General features: G+C 68.4%; 11 protein-coding genes. 7 read left to right on the top strand and 4 right to left on the bottom strand.

From position 1 onward, the window contains the following. On the top strand, positions 1-2,706 hold the full coding sequence (locus ACIA58_RS40270; protein WP_396409143.1) for a family 78 glycoside hydrolase catalytic domain: 2,706 nt from the start codon (positions 1-3) through the stop codon (positions 2,704-2,706). Positions 2,707-2,724: 18 nt separating this feature from the next. On the opposite strand, the gene ACIA58_RS40265 is transcribed toward ACIA58_RS40270, so the two are convergent. Continuing rightward, the gene (locus tag ACIA58_RS40265; RefSeq protein WP_396409142.1) at positions 2,725-3,735 is read right to left on the bottom strand and encodes a LacI family DNA-binding transcriptional regulator; all 1,011 of its coding nucleotides are present in this window, start codon (positions 3,733-3,735) and stop codon (positions 2,725-2,727) included. A 192-nt stretch (positions 3,736-3,927) separates the two neighbouring features. Here ACIA58_RS40265 and ACIA58_RS40260 point away from each other — a divergent pair, with 192 nt between their 5' ends. Together ACIA58_RS40260 and ACIA58_RS40255 are read left to right on the top strand one after the other, a co-directional pair. Next, entirely contained in the window at positions 3,928-6,372 is a 2,445-nt protein-coding gene (locus ACIA58_RS40260) for a pectinesterase family protein (RefSeq protein ID WP_396409141.1), read from the top strand. Between the two features lie 6 nt (positions 6,373-6,378). Further along, positions 6,379-7,620, top strand: a complete 1,242-nt coding sequence (locus tag ACIA58_RS40255) for a hypothetical protein (RefSeq protein WP_396409140.1) — start codon at positions 6,379-6,381, stop codon at positions 7,618-7,620. On the opposite strand, the gene ACIA58_RS40250 is transcribed toward ACIA58_RS40255, so the two are convergent. The 3 genes from ACIA58_RS40250 to ACIA58_RS40240 are packed head-to-tail and all read right to left on the bottom strand — an operon-like array spanning position 7,621 to position 11,750. Next, on the bottom strand, positions 7,621-8,895 hold the full coding sequence (locus ACIA58_RS40250; protein WP_396409139.1) for a glycoside hydrolase family 28 protein: 1,275 nt from the start codon (positions 8,893-8,895) through the stop codon (positions 7,621-7,623). Continuing rightward, positions 8,892-10,328, bottom strand: a complete 1,437-nt coding sequence (locus tag ACIA58_RS40245; protein ID WP_396409138.1) for a glycoside hydrolase family 28 protein — start codon at positions 10,326-10,328, stop codon at positions 8,892-8,894. Before ACIA58_RS40245 ends, ACIA58_RS40250 begins: the two co-directional genes overlap by 4 nt. A 9-nt stretch (positions 10,329-10,337) precedes the next feature. Further along, positions 10,338-11,750 carry a glycoside hydrolase family 28 protein gene (locus ACIA58_RS40240; RefSeq protein WP_396409137.1) on the bottom strand — a complete coding sequence of 471 codons (1,413 nt, stop codon included), beginning with the start codon at positions 11,748-11,750 and terminating at the stop codon, positions 10,338-10,340. A 157-nt stretch (positions 11,751-11,907) separates the two neighbouring features. Between ACIA58_RS40240 and ACIA58_RS40235 the strand changes: the two genes are divergently transcribed. The 4 genes from ACIA58_RS40235 (at position 11,908) to ACIA58_RS40220 (ending at position 19,491) form a co-directional block, all read left to right on the top strand. Next, positions 11,908-13,365: a glycoside hydrolase family 28 protein gene (locus ACIA58_RS40235; protein ID WP_396409136.1), complete on the top strand. Its 1,458-nt coding sequence runs from the start codon at positions 11,908-11,910 to the stop codon at positions 13,363-13,365. A gap of 25 nt (positions 13,366-13,390) precedes the next feature. Next, on the top strand, positions 13,391-14,401 hold the full coding sequence (locus tag ACIA58_RS40230; RefSeq protein WP_396409135.1) for a LacI family DNA-binding transcriptional regulator: 1,011 nt from the start codon (positions 13,391-13,393) through the stop codon (positions 14,399-14,401). A gap of 90 nt (positions 14,402-14,491) precedes the next feature. Next, positions 14,492-16,504: a beta-galactosidase gene (locus ACIA58_RS40225; RefSeq protein WP_396409134.1), complete on the top strand. Its 2,013-nt coding sequence runs from the start codon at positions 14,492-14,494 to the stop codon at positions 16,502-16,504. After that, positions 16,501-19,491 (top strand): glycoside hydrolase family 2 TIM barrel-domain containing protein, encoded by a 2,991-nt coding sequence (locus tag ACIA58_RS40220; RefSeq protein WP_396409133.1) that lies wholly within the window; start codon positions 16,501-16,503, stop codon positions 19,489-19,491. The genes ACIA58_RS40225 and ACIA58_RS40220 overlap by 4 nt, the downstream gene beginning before the upstream one ends. Positions 19,492-19,531: the final 40 nt, after the last annotated feature.

The following is a 19,531-nucleotide window of genomic DNA, read 5'->3' as shown; positions in this document are numbered from 1 at the left end:
ATGTGGCAGCTGTCCGAAGCACCTGACGTCGCGCGGCTGACGGCGTACGACCTGCGCTGTGAGCACCGCGTCGATCCGCTCGGGATCGGTACGGCGCGGCCGCGGTTGAGCTGGCGGCTGGCGTCACCGATCCGCGGCGACCGGCAGGACGCGTTCCGGGTACGAGTGCTGCGCGACGGTATACCTGTGTGGGACAGCGGGTGGCGCAGCGAGCAGGACACGCATGTCGACCACGGTGGTGCTCCGCTCTCGGCGCAGACCGACTACGTGTGGCGGCTCGAGGTGCGCGACGCGGCCGGCGATGAGTCTGCGGCGGAGGCGACGTTTGCCACCGGCATCTTCCACGACGACGAATGGGAGGCGCACTGGATCGAGCACGACTACGAGACCGACGGGTATTTCGAACCGCCGGTCGACCGGGCCGAACCACGAACGGTGCGCCAGGCAACGATCGCGCCACCGCGGTACTACCGGCGTTCGTTCGAGCTCACCCGACCCGTGGCCCGGGCGCGTGTGTATGCGACGGCCCACGGTCTCTATCAGCTGAGCGCCAACGGCCAACGGGTCGGGAGCGACGAGCTCACGCCGGGCTGGACGGACTACCGCGAGCGCTTGATATACCAAACGTACGACGTCACAGACTTGCTGCAGGAGGGCGAGAACGTGATCGGCGCCGTCGTGGGGGAGGGCTGGTGGTCCGGGTACGTCGGGTGGGACACGCGCAGTCACGCCCACCACTACGGCAAGAAGCCGCAGCTGCTCGCGCAGCTCGTCGTCGACCATCCGGACGGTTCACGCACGGTGGTCGCGACGGACGGGCGATGGGTGGAACACGTCGGGCCGATCCGGTTCGCCGATCTGCTGATGGGGGAGTCGTACGACGCTAGGCTCGAGCTCGGCGACTGGTCGAGCCCGGGGTACGACGCGACCGGGTGGGCGCCGGCGGGCGAGGTCGGGACGGACGTGTCGACCCTGATCGCCTCGACGACCGAGCCGGTGCGGGTAACCGAGGACCTACCGGCTTTGGCGGTCACGCCGCTGTCAGCCGGCCGGTTCATCGTCGACCTGGGGCAGAACATCGCAGGCCGGCTGCGGTTGCGGGTGCGTGGCGCTCGTGCCGGAGACCGGATCCGGCTCCGGCACGGGGAGATGCTGCAGTCCGACGGCGAGCTGTACACGGCCAATCTGCGAACGGCCGACGCCACCGACTACTTCGTCAGTGCCGGCGCGGCCGAGGAGATCTTCGAACCGATCTTCACCGTGCACGGCTTCCGGTACGTCGAGGTCGACGGCTACCCGGACGAGTTGACGGCGTCGGACGTGACCGGGCGGGTGCTGCACTCCGACACCCCGGTCGCCGGGCGGTTCGAGTGCTCGGATCCGGGCGTCGACCAACTCCTCAGCAATATCCGCTGGGGCCAGCGGGGCAACTTCGTCAGCGTCCCGACCGACTGTCCGCAGCGCGACGAGCGGCTCGGCTGGACGGCGGACGCACAGATCTTCCTGCCCACGGCGGCGTACCAGGCCGACGTCCTCACGTTCTTCGAGAATTGGTCCGCCGATCTCGCGGTCGCGCAGACGGACGAGGGCGCGATCCCGGATGTGATCCCGCACGTCATCACCGGTCGGCACGGGACGCCGGCGTGGGCCGACGCGGCGACGATCGTGCCGTGGACGCTGTACCGGATCTACGGCGACGAGCGCGTACTGCGGACGGCGTGGCCGGTGATGCGGCGATGGGTCGACTACGTGCACCGGGCCAACCCCGATCTGATCTGGCGCAATCGGACCAGCGGGCATTACGGCGACTGGCTGCAGGTCGGCGTACGGACCGATCGGGACGTGCTTGCGACCGCGTACTTCGCGCGGAGTGTGGAGTTCACGGCCGCTGCGGCGCGGGTGCTCGGGTTGGAGGAGGAGGCAGCGGCGTACGGCGAACTGCGCGAGCGGATCGCGTCGGCGTTCGTTGCCGAATTCGTCGATGCTGAGGGCAAAGTCCGGGGCGAGACTCAGACCGGCTATTTGTTGCCGTTGGCATTCGGCTTGCTGCCGGAGGAGGCCGAGCAGGCGGCGGTGAAGCACCTGGTCGCGGACCTCGAGCAACGCGGCCGTTCGTTGACGACGGGGTTCGCCGGGGTCGCGCTACTGTGCCCGATCTTGACGAGGTACGGGTACGCCGAGTTGGCGTACGACCTGCTCCACGACGACCGGTACCCGTCGTGGGGCTACTCGATCAAGCACGGCGCGACGACCATCTGGGAACGCTGGGACGGCTGGACCGAACAGAACGGCTTCGGACCCGTCGCCATGAACTCCTTCAACCACTACTCACTGGGCTCAGTCGGCGAATGGCTCTACGCCGACGTAGCCGGCATCACCCAGTCGCCCGACTCGGTCGCCTTCCGCCACCTGACCATCCACCCTCACCCCGGCGGCCACCTCACCTGGGCCAAGGCCACCTACGACACCCCATCGGGCCAGGTCTCCACCCATTGGCACCTCTCACCCGACAAGTTCACCCTGACCGCCACAATCCCCCCAGGCACCACCGCCACGATCCACCTCCCCACCCCCGCCCCGAGCACAACCCAAGAATCCGGCCGCGCCTTGACCGACATCCCGGAAATAGAGGTCCTCCAGGCAACATCCGACGGCCTCACCTGCCAAGTCCCCTCGGGCACCTACCACTTCACCACCCAGCCCTGAGCGCCGAACCGGGGCGGGTCATTGGGGGCGTTTGCGGGGTGGGTGGGATGTGGAGGCGCGGGTGATGAGTTCGCCTTGGAGGTGGGTGGTGGCGGTGGGGATGTTGGGGGCGAAGCGTTCCCAGGCCAGGCGGCCAAGTTCGACGGTGGAGACGGCGTATGTGGTGAGGCCGGGGTCGGTGTGGGCGCTCATGGGGGCGTCGTCGATGCCGGCGACGGAGATGTCGTGGGGGACCGAGAGGCCGAGTTCGCGGAGGCGGCTGAGGACGCCGACGGCGACGTGGTCGTTGAAGGCGATCACGGCCGTGGGTTTGTAGGTGAGCGCTTCGTCCACCGCCTCGCGCCCGTCCTCGAGGGTCGAACCGCAGTCGACGCGGATGATCGTGAGCCCCGACGCCTCCGGTGAGCGGAACCCGCGCTGCCGTTGCTGGTCCGACCATGCGGCTGTCGGACCTTGCAGGTAAACGATCCGCTTGTGCCCGAGCGACGCAAGATGCTCACACAACACGCGAACCCCAAGGTGGTAGTCGACAACCACCGACCCGACCGCCGGATGCCGCAGTACCCGATTGATCAGCACCAACCGCCGCGCCGCCTCAGCGACCTCGCGCAACCGGGGCGTGCTCATCCGCGGCGCACACAGGAGCAGCCCGTCCACCCAGCGGGCGAGCTCGATCGCGGACCGGTACTCCTGCTCCGGATCCTCCTCGGTCCCGGCCACCAGCGTGTGGTGGTCGTCGGCCGCCGCCTCGGTCGCGACACCCTTGAGCATCTCCGCGAAGTACGGGTTGCCGAGATCAGGTACGACGACGCCGACCGTGCGACTGCTCCCGCGCAGCAAGGTCTGCGCGGCCGGGTTCGGCCGGTAGCCGACGTCCCGGGCAGCCGCACGGACCCGCTCGGAGACCTCTGGCGACACCGCCTTGCCCCCGCTCAGCACCCGGGACACGGTCGCGGTCGACACCTCCGCCAGCCGCGCGACATCGTGGATGGTCGCGCGAGCGGCTCGATCCGGGGGTAGCTTCCTCACCGGATCATTGGACCACGACCATGCTGCAGAACGCCTCCAACAGCGTGATGTAAACCTTTTCCCGATTTCTGCTGACCAGCTCTTGACGCAGTCCCGCAGTACTGCGACGGTAGCGAGGAAAAGGATTACCCGCCCACCGCCCCGGGCCTCGGCACTTCTGCCGGCTGCGGCGGTCCGCGCGAGGAGACCACCGTGCGCAATCGCCATCGGCCGGCTCGTCCGAGCCGCTTGTTCAGCTTGTTCCTGGCCGTTCTGCTCGGGATCGCCGGGCTCACCGTGACCACGGCTCCGGCCAGCCCGGCGCCGAGTCCGGCGACGTACGGGCCGTTCGACCCATGCATCGAGCTCGACGGTCACTGGGGTCGCGACGACGACGTGGCGATCACCGTCAACTCGGGATCGTCGGTCCGCCTCCGCTTCACCGGATCGCACCTCGGCGCGCTGTTCGACACCGCCTCGATCACCGTCGCGGCCCAGCTGTACGTCGCGATCGACGGCGGAGCGCCCGTCCTGCACAAGGTCGACGCCGACCACCTGAGCTTCGCCGACGACCTCGACCCGACGGTCGCGCACACCGCGGAGATCCTGGTCAAGGACGTCGACGAGTACGAGAACCGCTGGAACGTTCCGCTGCAGACCGGCGTCGTGCTGAAGAAGATCGAGCTCGCCCCGGACGCGAAGCTCATCCCGCTTCCGACGACCGCCGAGCACCGCATCGAGTTCTACGGCGATTCGATCACCCAGGGCGTGATGGCACTCTGCGCGGAGCTCGGGACCGACTGCGCGGACGGTACGAAGGCGTACCCGCATCTCGTCGGCGAGGCGTTCGGCGCGGACACCAACCAGATCGGCTTCGGCAAGCAGGGGATTCTCCAACCAGGCCACGGCAACGTCGGGACCGCCGCGGACTCGTTCGGCTGGGACCTGGCCGGTTTCCCGGCCGCGAGCTTCGACCCCGGCGCGGTGGTGGTCAACTTCGGCACCAACGACGCGGCGTACCCGAGCGCCGAGTTCACCCCGGCCTATCTGGTCTACCTGCGAAAGATCCGGGCCGCCGATCCGCACGCACTGATCGTTGCCCTGCGCCCGTTCAACGGCACCCACGCCGACGACATCAGGTCCGCCGTCGCGGCCGCGAAGGACCGGCGGATCGTGTACGTCGACACGACGGGCTGGCTCGGGCCGGACGACTTCAACGGCAGCACGCACCCGAACGTGCAAGGTCACCAGATCGCGGCCGCCAGACTCACCGCCGTACTGAAGCACCTCACCGGCTGGTCCACCGGCCCGATTGGTATACCAAAGGTCTCACCCGTCAGCACGACCTGCTCGGACACGCCGCTCACCCTGACGTTCCAGGGGCCCGTGCGGCTCGGTATCGCCGGCAAGGTGCGGATCCAGCAGGCGAACGGTGACGTCCTCGACACGATCGATCTGGCGGACCTCGCGTCGTACCAGCGGACCGTCGGGGATGCCCGGACCGATTACGACCAGGTGCACACGTGGATGTACCAGGCGGTCGTGGTCGACGGGCGGTCCGTGACGATCTACCCGCACAAGCGGTTGGCGGGCGGCCAGCTGTACCAGGTGACGGTCGATCCAGGCCTCGTCGTCGGTGCCCCGGGCCTCAGCTGGCGATTCAGGACCCAGAAAGACCCGGGTACCGACGCGCAGCTGACGGTGGGCGGCCACGGTGACTTCTGCACGGTGCAGTCCGCCATCGACTTTGTTGCTGAAGGCCACAAGTCGACAATCGACGTTGCCCCGGGCCTGTACCGCGAGCTGGTCTGGGTCCCGCCGACCAAGCCCGGCATCACGATCACCGGCGCGGGCGCCGGCCGGACCGTGATCGGGTACCCGAACAACAACCTGCTCAACGGCGACTCCGCGATGGCGAACGTGCCGATGGAGCAGTCGTACTGTCAGCGCCGTGTCATCCCGCAGTCGGATCGCTTCAACTGCTGGCGCGCCGCGATGGCGGTCTTCGCCGACGACTTCACGATGACCGACCTGACGGTGCAGAACCTCACGCCGTACCGCGGTTCGCAGGCCGAGGCGTTCTTCGGGAACGGCAGCCGGATGGTGCTCGCCCGGGTTCGCATTCTGGGATACCAGGACAGTCTTCGCCTGCAGGGACAGGCCTTCGTCACCAACAGCTACGTCGAGGGTGACGTCGACTTCGTCTGGGGCACCGGTGGCGTCTTCATCCAGGACTCCGAGCTGAAGGCCCTGCACGAGGGCTACTACAACCAGGTCCGGAACATCGACAACGGACCCGGCAACATCTTCGTCCGGGTCCGGCTGACCCGCGGACCCGATGCGCCCGACGACAGCGTGTACCTGGCCCGCGCCGAGCTGAGCCGGTTCCCGACCAGCCAGGTCGTCTTCATCGACTCCGCGATGGACAGCCAGGTGACGAAGACCGGCTGGCAGATCACCAGCCCCAACGACTGCGCGGCCGCGAGCCAGATCCGGTTCTGGGAGTACCACAGCACCGATCTGGCCGGCCGTCCGCTCGACACCACTGGACGACTGGCGTGCTCCCGGCAGCTCGGCGACGAGGAGGCCGCGCAGTTGCGCGACCCGTCGTTCGTGTTCGGCGGCTGGCACCCGGTCGTTCCCCGCCCCGAAAGGTGATTCATGATGAAGAACGTCAATCGTCGTAGCGTCCTCGGAGGTGTCCTCGCCGTGACTGCCGGCAGCGCGACCGGATGGCCGTCGACGGCGGCCGCGGCCGCCGCACCCGCAGCACCGGCCGGGGGAGTGCAGCCGCACCCGGCGCCGCGCCCGGTAGCCCCGGTGAACCAGGAGATCGCGGCCGCCCACGCAGCGACGTACAAGACGCTGCCCGAGGTCGTGGTCGGCGTGGACGTCGAGGACCTGATGAAGATCCACACCGCGGCCGACGCGGATGCGCTCCGTCCACAGCTGGTCGCACAGGTGTGGAAGGACACCGGCGTACTGCCGAGCGGGATGCCGACGGTGCAGCGGGACGTTGGCATACCACCAGAGTTGCCCGCGTTCACCGGCGTACGGCGTTGCGACAAGCTCGACGTGGCGATGGAGTTCGGATACGTCTCGACGGTGTTCCTGCTCGAGCCGACGCGGAGCACGCACCGGCGGGTGGCGTACTACCACAACGGGCACGGTGAGGGCCCGGAAACGATGCAGCCGGTCACCCAGGCGCTGCTCGACCACGGGTACACCGTGCTGCTGTTCGCGATGCCGTTCTACCACTGGAACCCGAAGACTCTGCAGGACCCGAACGACCCGTCCGTGCAGCTGCAGCCGTCGCACAACGACCTGCCGCAATGGGCCTCGGACAACTACTCGCCGCTCGCGCTGTTCCTCACGCCGCTGGCGGTGGCAACGAACTACGTCCAGGCGGTATACCGCCCGTCGTCGGTGCAGATGATCGGACTGTCCGGCGGCGGCTGGGCGACCACCGTGTACCCGGCGCTGGACACGCGCATCACCCGCTCGTACCCGACCGCCGGCTCGCTGCCGTTCTTCGTGCGACCGGGCTCGCCGAAGCCGAGCCCGACGCGCGGCGACTGGGAGCAGCGGCTCGACATGCAGCCCGGGTTCTACGGGCTGGCGGACTTCCCGGACTTCTACGCGCTCGCGTCCGTCGGTCGCAACCGGCGGCAGATCCAGATCCTGAACCGGTTCGACGACTGCTGCTTCAACGGCGTCGGGCACCGGTCGTACGAGGCCGCCGTCCGGCAGCGGATCGCCGTCATCGGCACCGATGCCGTGAGCAACGAGTCGAACGGTCACTGGGAGCTGCTGGAGGACGCCACACACCAGCTGCACGCGATCAGCCCGTACGCGCTGTCGGTGATCCTGTGGGACCTCGACGTGCACTGCGCGCATCTGCCGTAACTAGCGGATCTGGTGGACGTCCTTGACCGGGTGACCGTTGATCGTGACGTTGTCGAAGCTCAGCGCCGTGTGCAGCACGGTGCTGGGCTCGTCGACGGTGAAGTCGCAATCGACCAGGCGGAAGTTCTCGATCGGTGAATGCCGGTACCCGCGCAGCAGCAACGCGTTGCGGGCGCGCTCGACCTTCACACCCCGCAGTTCGACGTTGCGCACGTACGGCGTGAGCGGGCCGGCCTCTCCCTCACCGCGACAGAAGTTGCACTGGACAACTTCCTTCCGCAGGCCCGAGACAGTGATGTCGCTCAGGTAGACGTTCTCGACGAAACCACCGCGGACCGCATTGGTCTTGATGTACAACGCGAAGTACGGGCCGTCGATCCGGCAGTTGCGGACGTACACGTTGCGGACGCCGCCGGTCAGATCCGAGCCGAGCGTGATCGCGCCGTACTTGACGCCCAGCGTGCAGTCCTCGATCAGGACGTCCTCGGTCGGAACGTTCACGCGGAGTCCGTCGGCCTCGCGGCCCGACTTGAGCGCGATGCAGTCGTCGCCGGCGTTGATCGTGCAGCCGCTGACGACGACCGAGCGGCACGACTCCAGGTCGATCCCGTCGGTGTTCGGTCCCTGCGAGTCGATCACGACGTCCCGGATCGTGACGTTGCGGCACAGCACCGGGTGGATCTGCCAGAACGGCGAACGTACGACGGTCACGCCCTCGATCAGCACGTTCGTGCAGTCGAACGGCTGGACGAAGCTCGAACGCAGCCGATGTCCCGCGTCGCGATCCTGAAGCGGGATACCAAACCAGCTCTGCTCGCGTAGGCGCTTGAAGTCCTCGTCGCACTCGTGGAACCAGCTCCACCAGCTGTCCCACGAGCCCTGACCGTCGAGCGTGCCGGCGCCGGTGACCGCGATATCGGTGCAGCCGTTCGCGTAGATCATCGGCGAGTGGTTGAGAACCTCAAGGCCTTCGTACCGCGTCTCCACGGCTGGCAGGTAGTCGGCTGGATCGGTGCTGAAGCGCAGTGTCGCGCCTTCGCCGACGTGGAGCTCGACGTGCGAGCGCAGGTGGATCGCCTTGGTATACCAAATCCCCGGAGGTACGACGACGCGGCCGCCGCCGGATTCGCTGCACGCCTGGATGGCGGCGGCGATTCCGGCGGTGGCGTTGCCCGGCGTGGCGCCGTACGACGTGATCGGGAAGTCGACGGACGGGAACTCCGGCGGCCGGACGTCGGCCCGGATGCGGTCTGCCTCGGACCAACCAGGTGTCACAGGAGCTGCGCCGGGTCGGTGATGAGCTGGCCGTTCACGTGGAAGTTCTGGAAGGTCAGCTCGGTGTCCTGGATCGAGCTCGCGGCGTCGATGCTGGTGTAGGTGCAATCGATCAGCCGGAAGTCCTCGATCGGTGAGCGCGGGTAGCCGAAGATCGAGAACGCGTTCCGGGCGTGGCCGACGTTGACGTTGCGCAGCTCGACGTTCCGGACGTGCGGGGTCAGCGGGCCGACGTCGCCCTCGCTGCGGTAGAAGTTGCACGAGACAACTTCCTTGGTCAGGTTCGAGATGTCGAGGTCGCGCAGGTAGATGTTCTCGGCGAAGCCGCCGCGGACCGAGTTCGTCTTGATGTAGAGGCCGAAGTACAGGTTCGGGCTGCCGATCGTGCAGTTGCGGACGAACACGTTCCGGACGCCGCCGGTCATCTCGCTGCCGATCGTGATCGCGCCGTACCGGATGTTCAGCGTGCAGTTCTCGATCAGGATGTTCTCCGACGGCACGTTGATCCGCAGGCCGTCGGCGCCGCGGCCGGACTTGATCGCGATGCAGTCGTCCCCGCAGTCGAGCGTGCAGTCCTGGATGTGGACGTACTGCGAGCTCTCCGGGTCGATGCCGTCGTTGTTCGGGCCGCGGCTGTCGATGTGGATGCCGCGGACGGTGATGTTGCGGGACAGCACCGGGTGGATCTCCCAGAACGGCGAGCGCAGGATCGTGACGCCTTCGATGAGGACGTTGCGGCAGGACTGGGTCTCGATGAACGCGGCGCGCAGGTAGTGGCCGGCGCCGTACACGCGATCCTTCACCGGTATGCCATCTGTGGCTTGCTGCTGCAGCGCCTGCGCGTCGGGGCCGGACGGGGTGACCCATGACCACCAGTTGTCCCAGGTCGCACCGCCGTCGAGCGTGCCGGTGCCGGTGACGGCGATGTTCTCGCAGTCACGGGCGTAGATGAGGGGCGAGTAGTTCATACACTCGGCACCCTCGAAGCGGGTCAGCACGACGGGGAGGTACTGCGCCGGGTCGGTGCTGAACAGCAGGGTGGCGCCGTCGGAGACATGCAGGTCGACGTTCGACTGCAGGTGGATCGCGCCGGTGAGGAACGTCCCCGCCGGTACGACGACCCGCCCGCCACCAGCCCGATGACACGCTTCGATCGCCTTGGCGATCGCCGCCGTCGCCAGGGTGGTCCCGTCCGCAACCGCACCGAAGGCGGTGATGGGGAAGTCGCGCGCCCGGAACCGCGGCGGCCTGGTATTCCGGAGGATCTCCCCGACATGCCCCCACCCAGGCCCAGGATCCCGAAGCACCCCATGACCTGCCCCGGCACCTGCCCCGGCGCCGGCGGCGGACTCGGTGGTGGCGAGGGCCGCGGTGGCGGCGACGGTGGCCGCGGCGCCGAGGCGAAGGAAGTTCTTGCGGCTCAGGTTGTCCATCAGGGGCTCCTAGTTGTCGACGCGGGTGCCGTTGATCCAGACGTGGTCCAGGCGCAGACCCTCGACGTTCTCGATCACGTTGTCCTCGGTGATCGCGTCGAAGCGGCACTGGTCCAGCCGGATGTCGCGGAGCGGGTCGTCGGTGAGGCCGAGCAGGTTGAGGGCGCGCGGCGCGGACGCCACGGTGAGCTGGCTGATCGAGATGCCGTGCACGTCCGGCGGATAGGCGCCGGTGACGACGTTCGCGTAGTTCAGCACGATCTCGATCGCCGAGTCGGCGGCCTGCCCGACCGCAACCCGGCGTACGTCGATGTTCGCGATCGTGCCGCCGCGGTCCGGGTTGCTCTTGATCCGGATCGCGCGCTCGAGATGCGGACTGCTCATCGTGCAGTCGCGGACGAAGATGTCCATCACGCCGCCGGACGTCTCGCTGCCGGCGGTCACTCCGCCGTTCCCGTCGGCCATCTCGCAGTTGCGGACCACGGCGTACCGGGAGGGCACATTCACCCGCCGCCCGTCCGCGTCCTTCCCGGACTTGAACGCGATGCAGTCGTCACCGGTCGAGATCGTGCAGTCCTCGATCAGTACGTCGGTGCACGACTCCGGGTCGATGCCGTCGTTGTTCGGGCCGTCCGGGCTGTCGACGGTGACGCCGCGGACCGTGACGTTGCGGCACAGCACCGGGTGGATGTTCCACATCGGCGAGTCCTTGACCGTGATGCTGTCGAGCAGCACGTTCTCGCAGCGATTGAACTGCAGCAGGTTCGGCCGAAGGTAGTGGCCGTCCCCGAACACCCGATCCGTGACTGGTAGACCATCCGCCGCCATCTGGATCAGCAGCGTCTTGTCGGGCGACTCGTTCGGTGGCGGTCCGCCGGTCCAGTCCCACCAATGCGTGGCGTCCGCACGGCCGTCGAGCACGCCGCGACCGGTGACCGCGATGTCGCGTTGGCCGTACGCGTAGACGAAGGGGGAGTAGTTGTAGCACTCGGTCCCTTCGTAACGCGTGGCCACGACCGGCAGGTACGCCGCCGGATCCTGACTGAACGCGAGCCGCGCGCCCTCCGCCAGGTGCAGATCGACCCGGCTGAGCAGATGTACGGCGCCGGTCCGGTAATCACCAGCTGGTACGACGACGTGCCCGCCGCCGCGCCGGTGACACGTCTCGATCGCGGCGCGGATCGCCGCCGTGCAGTCCGTCGCGTCGTCACCGACCGCGCCGAAGTCGGTCACGTCGTACCAGCGGTTCGGGAAGCGAGGTGGGCGGATCCGGCGGAGGATCGCGGCCACCTGCGGGTCGGGAGCTGACTTGGCAGGGGTCTCGGCGGCGGCCGGGGCGGTACCGCCGCCGAGGATGACTCCACCGGCGGCGACAGCTCCGCCGGCGAGCAGGACTGTACGGCGACGAACTGGGGCGGACATCCGCGGCCTCCTAGCGTGCAAACGATTGCAACCGATCGTGCCTGCAGAGCCGACCGGTGTCAACGGCTGGCGTGGGCGAAGTCTTGACCGCCCCGGAATCTCTTGGATACTTGCGGGCAAAGCTTTACCCGATCGGCCGTCAGGAAGGTTGCCGCCCATGCATCCCACCCGTCGTCAGCTGCTCCGCCTCGGAGCCGGAAGTTTGGTTGCTGCAGGCATCGGCCTGCCGGCCGGGACAGCCGCCGCGTCCGGCGGCGCGGCAGGAAGTGGAGGAGGGGCCGGAGCGGGCGGCGCCGGGAGGGGCTGGGATGTGGGTGCGGTGCGGGGGCGGATCCGGGCGCCGCGGTTCCGGGACGAGTGGTTCCCGATCACGGCGTACGGGGCCACTCCGGCGGATGCGACGGCGGGGATCGCGGCGGCTGTCGCGGCCTGTCATCGCGCCGGCGGCGGGCATGTCGTCGTACCGCCGGGCGTTTGGTATACCGGTGCAATCAACCTGCTGAGTCACGTCGACCTGCATCTCGAGGAGGGCGCGACCCTCCGGTTCAGCACGGATCCGGCCGCCTACCTGCCCGTCGTACGAACGCGCTGGCAGAGCGTCGAGGTCTACAACTACTCCCCGCTGATCCGCGCCGAGGGGCAGACCGACATCGGCATCACCGGGAAGGGCGTGCTCGACGGCGCCGGCGACAACGAACACTGGTGGTACCTGATCGGCAGCGGCCAGTACGGATGGCATACCGGCCTGCCTGACCAGCGGGCCGACTGGGCCGAACTCGAACGTATGAACAACGAGCAGGTCCCGGTCGGGCAGCGCGTGTTCGGCGCGGGGCACTACCTGCGCCCGAGCTTCATCCAGCCGTTCCGCTGTACGAACGTGCTGATCGAGGGCGTGACCGTCAAGGACTCGCCGATGTGGACGATCCACCCGCTGGAGTGCCGCAACGTCACCGTGCAGGGCGTCACCGTCCGCAACCTCGGCCCGAACGGCGACGGCTGCGATCCCGAGTCGTGCACCGACGTACTGATCCGCGACTGCGTCTTCGAGACCCACGACGACTGCATCGCGATCAAGTCCGGCCGCGACGCGGACGGCCGCCGCCTGGGCCTGCCGTCCCGCGGCATCATCATCGAGGACTGCACGTTCATCAGCGGAGGCGCGGCGGTCGCGGTCGGCAGCGAGATGAGCGGCGGCGTCGAGGACGTCTACGTACAACGTTTGCACGCCCCGGCGGATCCGGCGGCCGAGGAGGCGTATCTGCAGTGGCTGCTGTGTGTGAAGTCGACCTCGACACGCGGTGGCTATGTCCACAATGTCGCTGTGCGCGACGTGGATTCGCGCGCCTGGATGTATCGTCCTCTGGAAATCACCTTCAGTTACCAGGGCGGTGGCGACCAGTCGCTGTACCCCGACGTGCGCGACATCCGTTTCGACCGGGTCCGCGTGGCCCGGGCCGAGCGGGCGTACCGGGTCGTGGGTGCGGAGACGCAGCACATCCGTGCCGTGGCGATCACCAACAGCCGGTTCGACCAGGTCGCGGCGGAAGCTGTCGTACAGTACGCCGACGACATCACGATCCGGAACGTACGGATCGGCGTTGCACAAGGGACATGAGCAACATCAGGGGACACTAGGGGACATGGTGGCGGAACGGGTTCGTTTGATCGACGTGGCGCGCGAGGCCGGTACGTCGGTCTCGACGGTGTCGCGGGCGTTGAACGGCTCCGACCTGATCTCGCCCGAGGTGGTCGCCCATGTGCGCGCGGTGGCCGGCGAACTGGGCTACCGGGCCGACAAGCGGGCGCAGGAGTTCAAGCGCGGCCGCCCGCTGACGGTCGGCGTGACCGTGCCCGACCTGACCAACCCGTTCTTCTCCGAGGTGCTGAAGGGGCTGAACGGCGCTGCGCGAGCGGGCGGGTATCGCCTGCTGATCGGTGAGAGCAGCGAGGACCCCGCGGAAGAACTGCGGCTCGTCGACGAGCTGGTCGACTACTCCGGCGCGCTGGTGCTGTGCAGTTCGCGGCTCACCCGCGCCGGCCTCGAGAAGGCGCTCGCCCAGCCCGTGCCCGTCGTTTGCATCAACCGCACGGTGAAGAACGCGGGCGTCGTCGCGATCGACTACCGCGCCGCGAGCCGGTTGCTGCTGGAGCACCTCACCGGTCTAGGCCATCGCCGGGTCCTGTACGTCGGCGGCCCGGCCGCGTCCTGGTCCGACGGCGAGCGCCGCCGCACGCTGCGTCGTACGGCGCGCGCCCTCGACGTGACGCTGGACGAGATCGACGGCGGCTGGTCCGGCAACCACGGGTACGACGCCGGCCCGACCGTGCTGCACAGCCGGGCGACGGCGGTCATCACGTTCAACGACCTGGTCGGGGTCGGCCTGCTGAGCTGGATGTACGACAACAGCGTCGAGGTTCCCGCCGAGCTCTCGGTCGCGTCGTACGACGACATCCCGATCGCGGCGTACTCGCGGCCGCCGCTGACCTCGTTGCGCAATGAGCGGGCCAAGCTGGGGGAGCTGGCCTGGGAGCAGCTGACGAAGCGGCTCGGCGGTGCCGACTGGCCGGCGCCGGATCTGCTGACGCCGGAGCTGGTGGTGCGGGCGAGCACCGGACCGGCGCGGCGGCGGGCGCTGATCCGGGCGCGCTGAGGCCTGATCCGCCCGCCGATCCCTCGCTGTCGCGTTTTGCCTGTGTGCAAACGATTGCACGGATGTGGCGGCGTCGGTTAGCGTTGGCGCATGCTGCCGCCACATGTCGTGCTGGGGACGGCCTACTATCCGGAGTACCTGCCGCGCTCGCTCGGTGATCGGACCGCTGTCGACCTGGATCTGATGGTCGCCGCCGGGATCACCGCGATCCGCGTCGGCGAGTCGGTCTGGTCGACCTGGGAGCCGCGCGACGGTGTCTTCGATCTCGAATGGATCCGCCCGGTGCTCGACGGTGCAGGCGACCGCGGGATCGGCGTCATCCTTGGGACGCCGACGTACGCCGTACCGCCTTGGCTGCAACGGGCGCATCCGGAGATCGCGGCCGAGCGGCGTACCGGCGAACGCGTGCCGTGGGGGATCCGGCAGGAGATCGACTACGGGCAGCCGGCGTTCTTGTTCCACGCGGAGCGGGTGGTCCGGCGGATCGTGGAGCGGTACCGCGACCATCCGGCGGTGATCGGCTATCAGGTCGACAACGAGCCTGGTGTGCTGCTTGCGCACAACGCGTCGGCCTTCGAGGCGTTCGTTGCGCGGTTGCGGCGGGAGTACGGGGATGTCGAGGCGCTGAACGAGGCGTGGGGGTTGACGTACTGGTCGCACCGGTTGAGCGACTGGTCCGAGTTGTGGCGGCCGGACGGGAACAGCACGCCGTCGTACGACCTGGCCTGGCGCCGGTTCCAGGCGGAGCGGACGACCGAGTTCGTCGGGCGGCAGGCGGAGCTGGTGCGGGAGCTGCGGCGGCCGGGGCAGTTCGTCACGACGTGTTTGGCATACCATCGGCCGGCGGTGGCCGACGTACCGCTGACCGGCCGGCTTGATGTTGCGGCGGGCAACGTTTATGTCGACGTGCAGGACGGGCTGTCGCGACCGGCTCGTCCGTCGCCGGTCGAGCCGGGGTGGATCGAGCGGAGCGTCGCTGAACTGTTCCTCGCCGCGGACCGGATCTACGGGTCGCGGGGTGAGCCGTTCCTGGTGACCGAGACGAACGCGACGTCGATCGGCGGCTCGCACCAGAACCGGCCCCCGTACGACGGTCAGCTCCGGCAGCTCGCGTGGGCGATGGTGTCGCGCGGGGCGCGGATGGTCGAGTACTGGCACTGGCACTCGATCCATCACGGGGCCGAGACGTTCTGGGGTGGGATCCTCGGGCACGGTCTGGAGCCTGGGCGGGTGTACCGGGAGGTCGCGACGATCGGCGCGGAGCTGGCGGAGGCCGGCGCGTCAGTGGTCGATCTGCGGCCGGATGTCGATGTTGCCGTGGTGTGGTCGACCGAGAGCGATTGGGCGATGCAGTTCCAGCCGCCGTTGGCGACGCAGTTTGGTATACCGGACAAATCGTCGTACCGGACGATCGTCTCGGCGTTCTATTCGGGGGTCCTGGATGCAGGTCTGCGGCCCGGCGTGGTTCCGGCCGAACGGCTCGAGGCGGCGTTGGACGCGCCTACGGTCGTCGTTGCCGGGATGTACGTCGCGTCCGACTCGGTGCTGGACCGGCTGGTGTCGTATGCGCGAGCCGGCGGGCATCTGATCGTCGGTCCACGGACCGGCTACGCGGACCCGGAGGCTCGTCCTCGTGCCGAGCTCGCGCCGCCACGGCTGCGGGAGGCAGCCGGGGTGGTATACCAAGAATTCGAGAACCTGGTCTCTGAGCTGCCGGTGAGTGGGCTCGCCGGGCATGCGACGCGGTGGGCGGAGACGCTGATCGTCGACGACGCCGAGGTGCTCGCCTGGTACGACCATCCGGGCGGTGAGCGCCGGCCGATCGTCACGACCAAGGGCTTCGGTGCCGGACGGGTGACGTATGTCGGAACCGTGCCAGATCCGGCCCTTGCCGCAGCCCTGCACGGCGAATCACGCCTGTGGGCGCCATCGGTGACCGCGATGTCGGCGGTGAATCCAGGGGGAGAGCGTCTGTGGTTCGTCCACAACTGGTCGGGAACGGCGGTGTCGGTAAAGCCGCCGGTCGCCCTTGCACCGCCGGTTGGTGCGGAGGGGCTTGAGGTCGGGCCATGGGATGTTCGGGTGCTCAAGGAGGCACGGTGAGGTACTTCGAGGATCTGGTGCCGAGTCGCGGGGCTCGCGAGGCACGGGCTTGGCTGCGTTCGTCGGGGGCGCGGCTCAGTCTGAACGGCCGGTGGCAGTTCAAACTCTGGGACAGCCCGCCGGATGGTCTGCCAAATCCGTCAGCGGACTGGGGCGAGCTGGAGGTCCCGGGGCACTGGGTGCTGCAGGGACACGATCGGCCGCGGTATACCAACACCGCGTTCCCGTTCCCGATCGATCCGCCGCGCACGCCAGACGTGAATCCGACCGGCGACCATCACCTGTGGTTCGACGTACCGGCCGACTGGCCGATCCATCACGCAGTACTGCGGTTCGAGGGCGTCGACTCGTGCTTCAAGGTGTGGGTCAACGGGGTCGAGGTCGGGACGGCGAAGGGGAGCCGGTTGCCGAGTGAGTTCTCGCTCGGTGAGCTGCTGCGCCCCGGGCGGAACTCGTTGGCGGTGCGCGTCCATCAGTGGTCGTCGGGCTCGTATCTCGAGGACCAGGACATGTGGTGGTTGCCGGGCATCTTCCGGGACGTGACGCTGCTCGCGCGGCCGTTGATCGACGACGTCTTCGTGCAGGCGGCGTACGACCATCTCACCGGGGCCGGGACCCTGCAGGTGGACGTCGTCCCGGACGGCATGCCGGACGCGGTGGTGCGGGTTCCGGAGCTGGGGATCGTCGCGGAGTCTGGTATACCAATCACGATTCCCGCCGTCGAGCCGTGGTCGGCCGAGGTTCCCAGGCTGTACGACGCGACCGTCGATGTACCGGGGGAGACGGTTGCCTTGCGCATCGGGTTCCGGACGGTCGCGATGGTGGACGGGGTGTTCACCGCGAACGGCCGGCCGTTGTTCTTCCGCGGGGTCAACCGGCACGAACACGACGAGCGCCGCGGACGCGCGATGACGGTCGAGGCGATGCGGCAGGACCTCGTACTGATGAAGCAGCACAACCTCAACGCCGTACGGACCGCGCACTACCCGCCGCACCCGGCGTTCCTCGACCTGTGTGACGAGCTCGGGTTGTGGGTGATCGACGAGTGCGACATCGAGACGCACGGATTCATCTACACGGACTGGCGCGGCAACCCGGCCGACGATCCGGACTGGGCGCCGATGATGCTCGACCGGATGCGGCGGATGGTCGAACGCGACAAGAACCATCCGAGCGTCGTCATCTGGTCCCTCGCGAACGAGAGCCACCGCGGGCAGAACTTCGGCGCGCTGGCGGCATGGACGCGCGAGCGGGATCCGTCGCGGGCCGTGTTCTACGAGCGGGACCGGACGTACGAGTTCTCCGACTTCTACAGCCTGATGTACCCGCCGCTGGAGGACCTGGAGGCGATCGGCACCCGCACCGAGGACGTGCCGGAGGAGACCGCGGACCATCCCGAACTGGAGGCGCGGCGGCGGGCGTTGCCGTTCATCCTCGCGGAGTACGCGCATGCCATGGGCAACGGTCCTGGCGGGTTGGCGGACTACCAGCGGGTCCTCGCGCACTATCCGCGCCTGCAAGGCGGATTCCTCTGGGAGTGGATCGACCACGGGTTGCTGCTGCCTGGCGCAACGGATCATGTGTACGGCGGTGACTTCGGCGAGCGCCTCCATGGCGCGAACTTCTGCATCGACGGGCTGCTGTTTCCGGATCGTACGCCGTCTCCCGGTCTGCTCGAGTACAAGAAGGTGCTTGAGCCGGTCCGTATTGGCGGGCCGGACCCACTCACCATCCAGAACCTTCGGACCTTCGCCTCGCTCGACAACCTCAGCTTTCAGTGGGCCGTTGAGCTCGACGGAGTGGAGTTCGAGGCCGGCGAGCTGCAGTTGCCTGAGGTCCCGGCCGGTCAGACGGTTGAGGTCCCGGTGCCACCGTTCAGCGGCGAGTGGGCCCTCGGCGCTCCGGGTGGCGAAGCGGTGCTGACTGTGCGGGCGGTGCTGGCGAAGGACGAGACGTGGGCGACGGCCGGCCATGAGGTTGCCTGGGAACAGTTCGTGCTGGGGCAGTCGGCTGGGGTGGAGTCCGCTGCTCCTGTGGTTACCGCCTTGGCGGCGCCGGTGGGTCCGGCGGCTCCGGCGGCTGAGGTGGGCTTAGTGGCTCCGGGGGCTTCCGCGGTGGCTTTGGTGGTTGATGACGGTGAGGTGGTGCGGCTCGGTGGTGGTGAGTTCGACCGCCGTACCGGCCGGTTGACTCGCTTGTTCGGTCAGCCCGTGGACGGCCCGCGGTTGGACCTCTGGCGTGCGCCAACGGACAACGACAACGGCCAAGGCGGCCGCAACGGCGTCACCCAGGAATGGCGAGCCGCGGGCCTGGACCGCCTCCTGCACCGTGTCGATGCCGTCGACCTACTTGAGAACGGGCTGGTGGTACGCACCCGGGTTGCTCCCGAGGGCCTCGGCGTCGGCGTGCGCGCGGCGTACCACTGGACAGCTGACGACACCGGTCTGCGGTTGACCGTAGACGTGCAGCCGGAGGGCGAGTGGTCCGGCACCGCGGTCACTCCGCGTTGCGGAAGCTGGCCACGCGTCGGCGTTCGAATGACCTTGCCGAAGACGCTGCAACACGTCCAGTGGTACGGCGGCGGTCCGTCCGAGGCCTACCCCGACAGCCGGGCAGCCGCCCGCGTGGGCCGCTACAACTTCACGGTCGACGAGCTACAAACCCCGTACGTCGTACCGCAGGAGAACGGCTCTCGCGTCGACGTACGGTGGGCCGAACTCACCGATGCCGAGGGCAACGGCCTACGCGTCACCGGCGCCCCACACTTCCACCTGACCGCCCGCCCCTGGACGACCGAAGACCTCGAACAAGCCCGTCACCGCTCGGACCTCGTGCCCCGCGACGAGCTCTACGTCAATCTCGACGTCGCACAGAACGGCCTCGGCTCCGCGTCCTGTGGTCCACCAACCACGTCGCAACACACCCTCGAGGTCGGCGCCTACAGTTTCGCGGTCACTTTCGACGCGGTATCTGACATCTGTGGATAACCGAATCGCCTTGAAAACAAGGAGATTCGGCTTTGAAAAC

This window comes from Kribbella sp. NPDC051586, from assembly GCF_044453965.1.
Lineage (GTDB): Bacteria > Actinomycetota > Actinomycetes > Propionibacteriales > Kribbellaceae > Kribbella.
The sequence above is the reverse complement of the archived record's forward strand: the minus strand, read 5'-3'. Positions and strand labels throughout refer to the sequence as shown.